We start from the raw sequence: 13,330 nt of genomic DNA on the forward strand, positions 1-13,330 counted from the left end.
TTATGGTAATTATTCTTTCAACAAAAGAGAAAAATAAATACCCTAAATTATACAGGCAGAATAATTGATGTATTATATCAATGAACATTTAAAAAGAACTACGTATAATTACATCAAAGGGCGTGCCTAACTTGGAAAACGGGCTGAAATTGATGATTTTTGATTGGAAACGAACTATTTTGCAGAAATGCAAAAAAATATTTTGAAATGTATGACAAAGGAAAGATAGTACAGAAATATCGGATTTCTAAAAAAAGAAACCGGTAACTCGTTAATCGATTTGTGGAAAAATGTATTAGATATCCTCTAAAAGGTTATTAAGGAAGGTCTTGAGTTCCTTCAAATCACTCTTAAGCTGTTCTTTTTCCTCGTCTGACTCCGGTGTCGCATGCTGACTGGACGTGTCAAAAAGACTCAGCTCACCTTGGGCAGGGGATTTGACTGATTTAAGATTAGATGCTGCTGCTTCGCTGCGCTCGGCTTCGATAGCCTCATCGCTTGCAAAGGTTTTAAGCATTTTTTTAGCGCCTTCTACGGTGTATTTCTCATCGCGGAGGAGCTTCTTAATTTTAAGGATTAGCTGTATATCTTTGTTGGTGTATATCCTGTTTCCGGAAAGGTTTTTCGCGGGCTTTAGCTGTTCAAATTCAGTCTCCCAGTAGCGAAGCACGTACTGTTCAAGTTCGGTTATTTTAGAAACTTCACTGATTGAGTAGTAAAGCTTCTTCATTTGAAAGTTCTTTTTGACAGCCATAAGGGTATATTTATTAATCAGTTTAATCCGGTTACTCCGGTATTAAACCTGAAACAAATTTATAAAACCCTATACAATTTATCAAGCCCCTTAATATAACTTATATATTTTATTGCATACTAGGCTATTCTACCAAAACTTACGCAGGGGCATTTTATTTGCTTTAATCAATCTTTGTAAGTTCTTTCAGCTAAAATGTTTAGAAGGAATGATTTGAAATTTCTTATTTCGCATTGATGACTCAACACAAAAACTCTAAACTCACAAAAGACATAAAATAAAAATAGTTTTGTAAATTTATAAATCAGATAAACTTTCATCTAAATAGTTTCGTGTAATTTTGTGGCTTTGGTGTTTTCGTGGTAAATTCAACTCGCGAGAAAGGAAATCATTTGGTATTCTATTAAAATAAAATCTTCGCCATTTTTGTATAAGCTTGTAAAAATATGGATGTCGAAATTCTTGCGCGCTTACAGTTCGCATTCACCATTTCATTCCACTATATATATCCGCCTCTTAGCATCGGCCTCGGCGTAACTATGGCAGTTATGGAAGGCCTCTATTTAAAAACAAACAATAAAGAATACGAAATACTAACCAGGTTCTGGATTAAAATTTTTGCGCTCATTTTCGGAATAGGCGTGGCAACAGGTATTGTAATGGAGTTTGAGTTCGGCACTAACTGGGCGGCATACTCGCGTTACGTCGGAGATATCTTCGGCAGCGCTCTTGCAGCAGAGGGAATCTTTGCCTTTGCGCTGGAGTCCGGCTTTCTCGGAATACTTATTTTCGGATGGAATAAAGTCAGCCGCAAGGTACACTTTTTCTCGACGGTAATGGTGGCGCTCGGTTCAATTTTTTCAGCAATATGGATAGTAGTTGCCAACTCATGGCAGCAGACTCCCGCAGGTTATCATATAGTCGGCGAAGGAATGCACGTCCGCGCAGAGATAACTGATTTCTGGGCAATGGTATTCAATCCGTCATCGATGGAACGGCTCTCGCATACAATTATAGGAGCATTCCTTGCAGGCTCATTTTTAGTAATGAGCGTTCACGCATATTATATTTACAGAGGCAAGTTTGTTGAGATATCAAAGAAGGGATTTAAGGTCGCGCTTGTGATAGCGGCGCTTTCATCAATTGCGCAGTTAATTACGGGAAGTATATCAGCAGAGGGAGTTGCGAAAAATCAGCCGGCAAAGCTCGCTGCATTTGAAGGACACTTCGATAGTTTGAAAGTCGCCGATATGTTTTTATTCGGATGGGTAGATGCAAAGAATCAGAAAGTTTACGGATTGTCAGTGCCGAACGGACTGACGTTTTTAATCAATAAGGATTTTGCTACTCCCGTAAAGGGACTGAATTACTTTCCCGAAAACGAAAGACCTCCGCAGGTGAATTTGGTTTTTCAGACGTATCATATAATGATTACGATTGGCATGATGTTAATCGGTTTATCATTCCTTGCAGTTTTTTTATGGTGGAAGAAGAAGCTCTTTGAGAAAAAATGGCTCATGCTTGTATTTATATTTTCTGTGCTGCTTCCGCAGATAGCAAATCAGATGGGCTGGTACTCGGCAGAGATCGGCAGACAGCCGTGGGTTGTGTACGGATTGCTGAGAACATCAGACGCGCTTTCAAAATCAGTAACGGCTGAGCATGTATGGTTCTCGCTAATATTGTTTACACTCGTTTATGCTCTGCTATTTGTGCTGTTCATTTATTTACTGAATAAAAAAATCCAGCACGGGCTGACAGATTTTATTGAAAATGAGGGAGAGTATTCAAAGAGGGATAATCCAATAATCAGCAGGGAGGATTTGTGAATGAGGATAATTGGATTGCCGATATTATTTTTATTCTTTTTTTCCAATTCATTATTTGCTCAGAAAGCAAAGCAATATTATTATTATGAAAATAAAGATGTAGGAATAACATTATCAGCTGATAAAATTTCTGCTAAGTATACTGACTCAATTGTTTTTAAAGTAGTTTTAAAAAATATATCTGATGATGATATTCTATATTTAGAAAATGGCTATATAAGTGGAGGTGATAAGTATTCTGTATTCATTAATATCACGGCCGAATCTAATACAATTTTTGAAAAAGAAATGAAAAAGTTGGAATCGGGCGAAGAAAAAATCTATTATTTAACATTAAAAATTTCAAATTTAAAAGAGATAAGGAACTATGGTATTTTATGTGCCAATTTAAACATTCAATATATTACCGATATGAAGAGATTTAAAAAAATAAAAGATAACAAAAGAGTAAAATGGGTAAACGAAAATACAGTTGTAGTTACTACGGATATTATTAATTCAATGTCGGGATATTCTAATTTAGGAACTTTAAATATTTTGATGAGTGAATTCAAATAATTCGAAATAAAATGGAAACAATTGTCGGCATAGACTTACCAACGTGGTGGTATCTTGTAATCGGAGCGGTGTTTACTGGCTACACGATACTTGACGGATTCGATTTAGGCGCGGGAGCAGTGCATCTGTTCTTTAATAAAGAAGAGAGCAGACGCATTGCCCTCAATGCCATCGGTCCCGTATGGGACGGCAACGAAGTATGGCTCGTCATCGGCGGGGGAGCGTTGTTTGCAGGCTTTCCTGAAGTTTACGCATCGCTTTTCTCGGCGTTTTATATACCGTTCATGATATTTTTAGTCGGATTAATATTCAGAGCGATATCAATTGAGTTCCGCAGCAAAGAAAAAATGAAATGGTGGAGAAATTTATGGGATAGAAGCTACAGCATAGCAAGTATTGTAATAACGCTTCTTCTCGGAGTTTTGCTGGGTAATATAATTCAGGGAATAAAAATCGAGCAGGGATTTGTTTATCAGGGCACTTTTCTGGATTTATTAAATCCGTATGCTTTGGTAGTGGGAGTTACAACTCTATCATTATTCATGATGCACGGATGCATTTATCTTGTGATGAAAACTGAAAACAGATTATATGCTAAGCTGACAATTATGGTAAGGAATACTACCAATGCATTTATTGTTTTGTATCTGATTCTGACAGGATATACATTGTATCACGTTCCATACATGGCAAAGAAATTTCATGATGAGCCTGTTCTTTACATAGTGCCGTTCCTGACTATAGCCTGTGTAATCGGTTTGAAATTACTTGTAAAGCGCAGAAAATATTTTAAAGCATTCATTCTTTCATCACTTACAGCGATGTTATTATTGATAACCGTTGCGTTGAATTTATACCCTAACGTTTTGATATCTACCATTGACCCTGCTTATACTATAAATGTTTACAACGGCGCATCATCGGCAGCATCGTTAAAGATTATGTTATTAATGGCAGCCATTGGAGTTCCTATTGTCGCAGTATATACAACGTTTGTATTCTGGACTTTCAGAGGGAAGGTAAAGATGGATGAAACGAGTTATTGAATTTGGGAATGACCCCACCCTTCCCCTCCCCTTAGCAAGGGGAGGGCTTGAGCAGGGTGTTTTTCAGTTTTTCATCTTAATGAAATCTGAGGTGGAGTTACAGGTTTAACTAATAACATCCTGTGCAAGCCCCCTCCTTTTTCTAAGGAGGGGGTAGGGGGTGGTCAAAAAAGTATATAAACTTATGACAGTAAAAGAACATTACGATAATCACTTAGGAAATTTTTACGGCTGGATGCTGGGTGACTTTGACACTAACGAAGAAAAAATGCGAGAGTTCTTCGCAGGGCATGGGATTGCATCGCAGACGAATCAGATTGCATTGGACCTCGGCAGCGGGAACGGCATTCAGGCAGTTGCCCTTGCAAAGCTCGGTTACAAAGTAAAGGCAGTTGATTTCAATGAGCAATTATTAAATGAGCTGAACGAACATAAAAGCCAGTACGATATTGAAGTAATAAACTGCGAGGCGATAAATTATTTAAATTCGTTAAATAAAAAATTCTCGCTTATAACTTGTATGGGAGATACGATACTCCATCTTGAAAGCAGGGAATGGGTAAAAGAATTTATAAAGCTTTGTTATGAGAATTTAGAATCGGGTGGAAAATTAATCTTATCTTTCAGAGATTACACAACTGAATTAAAAGGGGATGCAAGATTTATTCCGGTTAAATCGGATGACACAAAAGTTATGACGTGCTTCCTGGAATACTCAGATGACTATGTAAAAGTTACTGATTTGCTTCATGAAAAAATAAACGGTGAGTGGATGCAGTTTGTAAGCTCATATAAAAAAACAAGAGTGCTGCCTGAGGAGATAGAACAATATCTGAACGATGCAGGATTTGAAATTGAATCGAATGAAAACTTGAACAGAATGATTTACGTTATAGCGAATCGTTTATAATTTATTACTACAGAAGTAATTTCAGTAACCCCGGCCTTCAGGCTGGGGTAGAGAATGTAGATAGAATAGCCCTTCAGGGCAAAACCTGCAAATTACTTTGACCCTAAAGGGTGGGGTTACTGTTTAGTGTTTCTTAAAAATAACATCCATATAACAAATAATTTTATATCTCAATGAAAACTATTTTAGTAATTTTATTTATTCTAGTTTCAGCTTCATTAATAAAATCACAAAATATGATGTCAGACCGGACAGTTTTTGAAAATTTTGTACTGGCAATAAACTCTCACGACGTAAATGTAATCAGCAATTACTTAACCGATGACCATGTCTTTACAGATGCTACGGGACTCCATTTTGATGGTAAGGATAATTTGAAAGCAGGCTGGGAGGCATATTTTAAGATGTTTCCGGACTATAAGATTGTAATCAACAGTTTTAATGATAAAGCAACGGTATGGCTTGCAGAGGGAACGGCCGAAGGAACTTATCAGGGTATTAGTACAGTCTCCGGTGATAATCGTTTTAAAATTCCTGCTGCATGGAAGGCAGTTATTGAAAACGGAAAAGTAAAATCATGGCAGATTTTTGCCGACACTAAAATTGTTAATGATATAATTTTCAAATACAGTTCTAAAACTTCAAATGAAGTTTCTGGCAATGAGAAGGTAACGGGATTCGGAGGAGTATTTATAAAATCCAAAGACCCTAAAGCTTTAGGCGAATGGTACAATAAATATCTCGGAACAACTTTCGGGAAAGAATCATATATGATGTTTGAATGGAGTGAAAGAGGAAATGCAAACTCCAAGGCTAGCACAACATTCGGAATCTTCAAAGAGAGTTCAAAATATTTTGACCCAAGCACTAAAGAGATGATGCTGAATTTCAGAGTTAAAAATCTGAAATCACTTTTAGAACGTTTAAAATCTGAGGGAGTAAATGTTATGGATAAATACGAGGAATATGATTACGGTAATTTCGGATGGATAATGGATATCGATGGAAATAAAATTGAGCTCTGGGAACCAAAAGAATAAGTTTTTCGAAACAAAGTTATTTATAAATTTTTATTTAAGATTATATATGCCGCTGGGTGAAATATTATATTACATGAAACCGATGAAGTTTGAGAGGGAAACTTCAAACTTAATAGAAGATATAGAAAAGGAAGCCTGGGAAGATATGTACGAGGCAATGCCGGAAGACTTTGCAAAAGATTTTGAATTTGATTTTATAAAATTAAAAAATATTTCCCTTTGTTCCTGTAAAAAAATACCGTTCGGACATTTTAATGCATCTCTGGGATTGGGATATCCTAATCCCGCGATTGAAGATGAGCTTGATTTCATATTGGAATATTATACACAAAAAAGAATTAACTCTTTTTACATTCACTGGTCGCCAAATTGCGCTCCCGCCGATTTTGAAAAAACAATGGCCGCAAAAGGACTTGCTGAAATAAGCGGATGGGACAGGATTGTGCGAGTGCCTGAAATCGTCAAAGGCAAAAAGAATAACAAGCTTGATATTTCAATTCCTCTTAATAAAAAATATAAAATTGAAGAAGTTACAGATAAAAATTCCAAAGAATGGTCGTCGTTTATTGATGAACTTTATGGACTACCTACATCTCCCTGGCTGCTGAATCTTGTCGGTCGTGAAGGCTGGTATCATTATATGCTTAAAGAGGGGACTAAGATAATTGCCGTACGAACCGCAAGAATTAAAGATAATACTGCATGGCTGGGAATTGACGCTCCTGTACCGGGAATTATGGTAAATGATTTCGAGCCTGACTTTGTTCTCTCTGCAAAAATAACGGAAGATTGTATTAAAAAGGGTGTGGAAATTATCTCGACTGTGATTGAAAAACACTCAGCTATACAGGATACAAAAGCATATTATTACTGGGATAAGCTCGGCTATAAAATTGCATACTACAGAAAAAATTACAGTATTAAAAAATAGTTGGTGCAACATTTTCTGAATCACAATCGTAATAATTTTCAAAACCAATCTTACCGCTCGCACCGATTGTGAATTTATTTTAAAATAAATTAAACACATTTGGATACATTACAATACAAACTCATTCAGTTACTATTTGCTTTACCGTCTTTTACATTAATATTTTTTATATATAAGGGCATCAGGGCAGGGTTACAAAATTCAGGTTATTCAACTGAATCACAAAAGAAAATTTCGTTATATTTTTTATCAGCAGTAACATTATGGATTATCTTTGTAAGCGTTTTATCATTAAAAGGATTTTTCCTTGACTTCTCGACAACTCCACCTAAAATATTTATAGTTTTAATAATACCTTTAATCACTACAATTTATTTTCTGATTTCAAAAAGAACCAATAAAATTTTAACTGCTGTTCCTGAGGAATGGCTTATTTATATTCAGTCATTCAGAATTATTGTAGAGATTTTATTGTGGATGCTTTTGCTGAACAATCTTTTACCTGTGCAGATGTCATTTGAAGGAAGGAACTTTGATATTATTGCGGGACTTACAGCTCCCGTTATTGCATACTTCTGTTATACAAAGAAAAAATGGAGCAGCACTGTTGCATTGGTATGGAATTTTATAGGATTGGCTTTGCTGCTTAACATAGTTATCATTGCGATACTTTCAATGCCGACTAAGTTAAGAGTATTTATGAACGAACCTTCGAATACAATTGTAGCGAATTTCCCGATTATATTTCTGCCCGCTATATTAGTCCCCGTTGCTTACGCTATTCATCTGTTTTCGATAAAGCAGATTTTATTGAAGAGAAAGGGCGTTGTGAGTTAATGGTAGCAAATTTATTATTAATTATTCATTACTAATTATTAATTGGCTTTAGCCGCGATATTCCACCCAGTTCTTATCCGTTTCGTAAAGTCTTATTGAGTAAAGTTTTGCTAAAGGTGAGACTGATTCAATAATCGGTTTCAATATTTCCCAGAATTTTTCAACCATGTGTTCTGTTGTGGGAATAATTCCTTTGAACATTTCCACATCATTTAAAAACTTATGGTCAACTTTATCTACTATTTCAACAAGCAGAATTTGTTTGAGGAGCTTTAAATCCATAAGGTAGCCGCTATCTTTATCCGGCTCACCGCAGAGAGTTACCTCTATATAATAGTTGTGTCCGTGAAAATTGTTGCATTTACCGAATATGTCTAAGTTCTTTTCAGCTGTAAAATTTGGATTTTCCAGCTTGTGAGATGATGAAAAATGTTCTTTTCTTGTAATATATACCATTTGTGCCGTAATTTGTTATTATTTAACAATATTGTGATATATAAAGAGAATTAAAATTCACTTTATTTGGTTTATATTTGTAACCACATGAAACCCTGACCGTTGTTTAACCGTCTCAAACTTAAAAGTAATCAATGTCGTTTTACATATAACTGTTAATTGAAACTATTTATATTTCTGTACGTTAATTTTCATAACCTAAATCCCATCTTTAAGTAAATGCAAATACACAGAAGATCTATTCACATTCTCGCATGCGTTCTAATACTATGCTCGGGAAAGATTTTTGCGCAGGATTCCATCAGTCTGAAGCAGGCAATAAATATTGCCTTCACTAATAACAGTCAGGTGACAACTTTGCAAAATTCTTATCAGAGCCAGCAGTATAATATAGATAATGCGAAAGGTTCATTATTCCCAACTTTGTCTTTGTCTGGCGGCTATAGCAGAAACATCTCCTCTACAAAAGGGGGAGTTATTATTGACCAAAACGGAATTCCAAGAACTGTTGATGCCTCTACAAACGGCAATAATACTTTTTCATTGGGACTGAATTCAGGTGTAACATTGTACAACGGCATGGCAAATTTCAGAAACGTAGATTTGCAGCAAGCGAACCTGGCATCTATTGTGTTAAATCTTGAGACGACGAAGAAGAATATCATGCTGACGGTAACATCAACATATATTGATATTCTTAAGAAGATGAGAATTGTTGTAGCGAACCAGGATAACTTACAGGTTTCACTCGACCAGCTTAACAGTGTAAAAGCTTATATGGAAGTCGGTAAAAAAACTCTGAGCGATGTTTATAAGCAGGATGTATTGGTAAGTCAGAATGAATTTAAACTTGAAGTATCTAAGAATGATGTAAACAAAGCAAAGGTTGATCTGCTTTTTGCGATGAATGATAATATTAACCGTGATTATAATGTAAGGCAGAATGATATTAATACAAATCTTTCTGTAGCAGACTTAAGAACTATTGTAGATAGAACTTCCAATATAACGGAGCTGGTAAACAGGGCAAAGACAAACAGATTTGAATACAAATTTGCAATGCAGCAAATAGAAATAAATGAGATAACTCTTGATATTGCAAAAAGGAATTTATACTTCCCGACAATTTCAGGTTCAGCTAATTATAACTGGAGCGGAGATGCAATAAGTAACATGGATGCAAACAAAGTTTTAACTCTTGGTATAAATTTAAGCTATCCTATATTCCAGGGATATACTACTAAAGTAAGAGAACAGATTGCAGAAGTTAACGTAAAACAAAAGAGAGAAGACTTAAGACAGCTTGAGCAGCAGATAACAAATGATGTTAAGAAAGCACATTACGATTTAGAGACTGCATATAAACAATATGAAATTCTTGAAAGAAGCTTAGTTTCTGCCCAGCAGGATGTGCTTTTATCACAGGAAAGTTATAAAGTCGGATTGAACACATTACTTGATGTTCAGACAGCTCAGAATAATCTTAACAGTATTTTAGTCAGCAGAATAACCGCCTTATACGATTTCATAACTGCGAAAGCAAGATTAGATTATTACACAGGCGAATTAAATTATTAAATAAAAATTAATTAATACACGGACTATGTCAGAAGCAAATCCACAAGTAAAGCCGGTACCGGTAGTTAAAAAAAGAAAAAGCAAGAAAAAGAAGTTTATTGTTTTCGGCGCAATATTCTTAGTTCTTGTAATTGTGATTGCAATAATTGCATCAAGCAAGAAAGAAAAAATCACTGAGGTACAGACTGAAAAAGCAAAGAAGCATAATATCACTCAGGTGGTAACGGCTACAGGAAAAATTCAGGCAGAAACAAAAGTTATCATCAGTTCTGAAGTCAGCGGTGAAATTGTATCGCTGCCATTCAAAGAAGGTGAAGAAGTTAAGAAAGGTGATTTAGTCGTTAAGATTAAGCAGGATGCTTATACACCTCAGCTTCAGGAGCAGAGTGCTCAGGTTAACGTTGCCGAAAGCAATCTTAAGATAAACAAAGTTACTGTTCAGAAAAACAAGCTTGAGTATGACAGAATACAGGAGCTGCAGAAAAAAGGTCTGGCATCTACAGCAGATCTTGATAATGCAAGATTAACTTATGAACAATCATTAGCACAGTTGAACAGCAACAGAGCAAGCATTAACTTATCAAAAACGGGACTTGCTAAAATAAAATATGATTTATCTAAGACAACATTATTCGCTCCAATGAGCGGAACAGTAACACAGTTAAATAATGAAGTCGGTGAAAAAGTACTTGGTACTAGCTTCAATCAGGGTACAGGAATTATGACAATTTCCGATTTATCTTCCATGGAATGCCAGATAGACGTAAGTGAAACAGACGTTACTTTAATTAACGTAGGTGATACTGCAAGAATTCAGGTTGATGCGTTTCCAAACAGAGTATTTTCAGGATATGTTTATGAAATTGCAAATACAGCAACCAGCAAAGGCTTAGGAACTCAGGAAGAAGTTGTAAACTTCCTTGTAAAAGTAAGAATAATAGATAAAGATAATGAGTTAAGACCGGGAATGAGCTGTACTGTTGACGTGGAAGTTGAAAAGAAAAATAACGTTATAGCAGTGCCGATTCAAAGCGTTACAGTCAGAGAAGATATGAATATGAATAACAGTCAGCTGGATGAGGATAATTCCAATCTGCAAAGAAAAGAAAATAAAAAAGATAAGAAGAACAAACCGCAGGAAATAGTATTTGTAGTTGAAAACGGAGTTGCAAAAAAGAAAAATGTTAAGACAGGTATCAGCGATGATACATATATAGAAATAACTGAAGGACTCAATGCTGATATGGAAGTCGTGAAAGGCAGTTACAAAGCAATCACAAAAGATTTAGAGGACAATGCTAAAGTTAAAGTTGATAACGAAGTGAAAATGAAAAAGAAAGAAGGCGAATAATTATTTCTAAACTGCCAATCAAAAAATGGAAACTGTAATAGAATTAAAAAATATTTTTAAAACATATATCATGGGCTCGGAAGATCTTACCGTGCTCAAAGGTGTGGATGTTACGATTCACAGGAATGAATATGTTGCTATCATGGGACCGTCAGGTTCGGGAAAGTCAACACTTATGAACATAATCGGCTGCTTGGATACTCCTACATCAGGTGAGTATATTCTCAGCGGAAACAATGTAAGTGAAATGGATGACCAGGAATTAGCAGAAGTCCGCAATAAAGAAATCGGGTTTGTGTTTCAGACCTTCAATCTTCTGGCAAGAATAGATGCATTAAGAAATGTAGAGCTTCCGTTGGTTTACTCAGGTATGGGTAAAGATGAAAGAATAGAAAAAGCTGAGAATGCTTTAATCAATGTTGGACTTGAAGACAGAATGACTCACAAACCGAATGAACTTTCCGGCGGACAAAGACAAAGAGTTGCTATTGCAAGAGCACTGGTAAATAATCCTGCAATTATACTTGCCGACGAACCGACCGGTAACCTTGATACACGCACAGGTGAGGAAATCATGGCTTTGTTCGAGACACTTCATGCAAACGGGAATACAATAATACTTGTAACACACGAAGAAGATATTGCAAAACATGCATACAGAATTATAAAAATAAGAGACGGTGAAATAGAATCTGATATGTTAAATCCTGATAAAGTTAAAAAGAAAGAAAAACCGGTTGAACAATCTTAATAAACGAAATTGAACCTACTTCTTGAAATAAAAGAAAGTTTTGTAATTGCCATTCAGGCAATAACTGCGAATAAACTTCGTTCAGTTCTTGCTGCCCTCGGAATAATTATTGGCATTACTGCAGTAACAATTATGCAGACGGCCATAGAGGGAATTAACCGTGCATTCAATAAAAGTATTGAAGCTGTTGGAGCAGATGTGTTGTATGTACAGAAGTTTGAGTGGTTCGGCAAAGAAGACTGGAATGTTTACAAGAACAGGAAAGATATCAAGATGGCTAATTTTGATTTTATTGAAAAAAATGTTCAGACTGCAGCTTCTTTATGCCCCAGCGCCGGTTCAATGAAAACTTTGAAGTATGGCGATTTATCATTGGAAAATGTTTTCGTAATAGGAACGACTGCAGAATATCAGGCAACACTCGGCGTAAACATGTCTGAAGGCAGATTCATGACTGAAAGGGAATCTGAAGGCGGATACCCTGTTGTTATGATAGGAGCTGATGTTAAGAAAGCATTCTTTGAGAATACTAATCCGATTGGTAAAGCAATTAAAATCGGTAATTATAATTTCAGGGTAATTGGAGTTGTTGAAAAGCAGGGAAGTCTGCTTGGAATGAGTTTTGACAACAGAGTTATAATTCCTATAGAATTGTTTTTCAAATTATACGGTACTAAGAGAAGTTTATCCATCAATGTAAAAGCTGCAGATATAAAAAACATGGATGAGACGAAGGAAGAAGTTGCAGCATTGATGAGAAAGACGAGGAAAATCCCTTTTGGAGGCAGAGATGACTTTGGTATTAACCAGCAGGAAGCTTTTAAGACTACCTATGAATCCTTAACAGGACTTATTAAAATAATCGGAACGATGATAACGATGCTTGCATTGATTGTAGGCTCGATAGGTATTGCGAATATTATGTTTGTGACTGTAAAAGAACGGACTAAAGAGATAGGCATACGTAAAGCCATCGGCGCAAAGCGGCGTTCAATAATGATGCAGTTCCTTATTGAGTCAGTTACAATCTGTCTGCTCGGGGGAATAATAGGGCTGCTCATTTCTTTACCGATTAGTTTTGCCATAGATGCATTTATTCTGCCGACTGCAATACCGGTCTGGATAGTAGTGCTTGCAATATTTATTTCAGTATTCTTCGGAGTGCTCTCCGGATTTTTCCCCGCATGGACTGCAGCAAAGATGGACCCTGTAGATGCGTTGAGATACGAGTAGAATAAAGTTTCAAGTTACAAGTTTCAAGTTTCAAGTTTCAAATTAAATCGAACAAC

The 13,330-nt window shown here is 35.9% G+C and carries 13 protein-coding genes; 11 read left to right on the forward strand and 2 right to left on the reverse strand.

Annotation, left to right across the window (positions count from 1 at the left end):
* Positions 1-295: 295 nt before the first annotated feature.
* Positions 296-754: a MerR family transcriptional regulator gene (locus JST55_00425; protein MBS1491938.1), complete on the reverse strand. Its 459-nt coding sequence runs from the start codon at positions 752-754 to the stop codon at positions 296-298.
* A 446-nt stretch (positions 755-1,200) separates the two neighbouring features.
* On the opposite strand from JST55_00425, the gene JST55_00430 reads away from it, so the two are divergent.
* The 7 genes from JST55_00430 (at position 1,201) to JST55_00460 (ending at position 7,905) form a co-directional block, all read left to right on the forward strand.
* On the forward strand, positions 1,201-2,583 hold the full coding sequence (locus JST55_00430; GenBank protein MBS1491939.1) for a cytochrome ubiquinol oxidase subunit I: 1,383 nt from the start codon (positions 1,201-1,203) through the stop codon (positions 2,581-2,583).
* Positions 2,584-3,141, forward strand: coding sequence for a hypothetical protein (locus tag JST55_00435; protein MBS1491940.1), 558 nt, complete (start codon positions 2,584-2,586; stop codon positions 3,139-3,141).
* An 11-nt stretch (positions 3,142-3,152) separates the two neighbouring features.
* The gene (gene cydB / locus JST55_00440) at positions 3,153-4,187 is read left to right on the forward strand and encodes a cytochrome d ubiquinol oxidase subunit II (GenBank protein MBS1491941.1); all 1,035 of its coding nucleotides are present in this window, start codon (positions 3,153-3,155) and stop codon (positions 4,185-4,187) included.
* 184 nt (positions 4,188-4,371) lie between these two features.
* Complete coding sequence (locus JST55_00445; GenBank protein ID MBS1491942.1) at positions 4,372-5,097, forward strand: class I SAM-dependent methyltransferase; 726 nt, start codon at positions 4,372-4,374, stop codon at positions 5,095-5,097.
* Between the two features lie 173 nt (positions 5,098-5,270).
* Positions 5,271-6,137, forward strand: coding sequence for a nuclear transport factor 2 family protein (locus JST55_00450; protein MBS1491943.1), 867 nt, complete (start codon positions 5,271-5,273; stop codon positions 6,135-6,137).
* A gap of 46 nt (positions 6,138-6,183) precedes the next feature.
* A complete protein-coding gene (locus JST55_00455) occupies positions 6,184-7,068 on the forward strand; it encodes a hypothetical protein (GenBank protein ID MBS1491944.1) in 885 nt (294 codons plus the stop codon).
* Positions 7,069-7,167: 99 nt separating this feature from the next.
* Positions 7,168-7,905, forward strand: coding sequence for a hypothetical protein (locus JST55_00460; GenBank protein MBS1491945.1), 738 nt, complete (start codon positions 7,168-7,170; stop codon positions 7,903-7,905).
* A gap of 48 nt (positions 7,906-7,953) precedes the next feature.
* On the opposite strand, the gene JST55_00465 is transcribed toward JST55_00460, so the two are convergent.
* Positions 7,954-8,361, reverse strand: a complete 408-nt coding sequence (locus JST55_00465; protein MBS1491946.1) for a 6-carboxytetrahydropterin synthase — start codon at positions 8,359-8,361, stop codon at positions 7,954-7,956.
* A gap of 219 nt (positions 8,362-8,580) precedes the next feature.
* Between JST55_00465 and JST55_00470 the strand changes: the two genes are divergently transcribed.
* From JST55_00470 to JST55_00485, 4 genes are read left to right on the forward strand one after another with little or no spacing between them, the layout of a single operon-like run.
* On the forward strand, positions 8,581-9,939 hold the full coding sequence (locus tag JST55_00470) for a TolC family protein (protein MBS1491947.1): 1,359 nt from the start codon (positions 8,581-8,583) through the stop codon (positions 9,937-9,939).
* A 25-nt stretch (positions 9,940-9,964) separates the two neighbouring features.
* On the forward strand, positions 9,965-11,290 hold the full coding sequence (locus JST55_00475; protein ID MBS1491948.1) for an efflux RND transporter periplasmic adaptor subunit: 1,326 nt from the start codon (positions 9,965-9,967) through the stop codon (positions 11,288-11,290).
* Positions 11,291-11,315: 25 nt separating this feature from the next.
* The gene (locus JST55_00480; protein ID MBS1491949.1) at positions 11,316-12,041 is read left to right on the forward strand and encodes an ABC transporter ATP-binding protein; all 726 of its coding nucleotides are present in this window, start codon (positions 11,316-11,318) and stop codon (positions 12,039-12,041) included.
* A 9-nt stretch (positions 12,042-12,050) separates the two neighbouring features.
* A complete protein-coding gene (locus JST55_00485) occupies positions 12,051-13,274 on the forward strand; it encodes an ABC transporter permease (protein MBS1491950.1) in 1,224 nt (407 codons plus the stop codon).
* Positions 13,275-13,330 lie beyond the last annotated feature (56 nt).

The sequence above is a fragment of the Bacteroidota bacterium genome, assembly GCA_018266835.1.
In the GTDB taxonomy this organism is placed as follows: domain Bacteria; phylum Bacteroidota; class Ignavibacteria; order Tepidaquicellales; family Tepidaquicellaceae; genus JAFDZO01.

What these genes read in the sequence shown, in the direction of transcription:
- JST55_00425 (MBS1491938.1), bottom strand. Translation starts at nt 754, where the DNA reads ATGGCTGTCAAAAAGAACTTTCAAATGAAGAAGCTTTACTACTCAATC.
- JST55_00430 (MBS1491939.1), top strand. Translation starts at nt 1,201, where the DNA reads ATGGATGTCGAAATTCTTGCGCGCTTACAGTTCGCATTCACCATTTCA.
- JST55_00435 (MBS1491940.1), top strand. Translation starts at nt 2,584, where the DNA reads ATGAGGATAATTGGATTGCCGATATTATTTTTATTCTTTTTTTCCAAT.
- cydB (MBS1491941.1), top strand. Translation starts at nt 3,153, where the DNA reads ATGGAAACAATTGTCGGCATAGACTTACCAACGTGGTGGTATCTTGTA.
- JST55_00445 (MBS1491942.1), top strand. Translation starts at nt 4,372, where the DNA reads ATGACAGTAAAAGAACATTACGATAATCACTTAGGAAATTTTTACGGC.
- JST55_00450 (MBS1491943.1), top strand. Translation starts at nt 5,271, where the DNA reads ATGAAAACTATTTTAGTAATTTTATTTATTCTAGTTTCAGCTTCATTA.
- JST55_00455 (MBS1491944.1), top strand. Translation starts at nt 6,184, where the DNA reads ATGCCGCTGGGTGAAATATTATATTACATGAAACCGATGAAGTTTGAG.
- JST55_00465 (MBS1491946.1), bottom strand. Translation starts at nt 8,361, where the DNA reads ATGGTATATATTACAAGAAAAGAACATTTTTCATCATCTCACAAGCTG.
- JST55_00470 (MBS1491947.1), top strand. Translation starts at nt 8,581, where the DNA reads ATGCAAATACACAGAAGATCTATTCACATTCTCGCATGCGTTCTAATA.
- JST55_00475 (MBS1491948.1), top strand. Translation starts at nt 9,965, where the DNA reads ATGTCAGAAGCAAATCCACAAGTAAAGCCGGTACCGGTAGTTAAAAAA.
- JST55_00480 (MBS1491949.1), top strand. Translation starts at nt 11,316, where the DNA reads ATGGAAACTGTAATAGAATTAAAAAATATTTTTAAAACATATATCATG.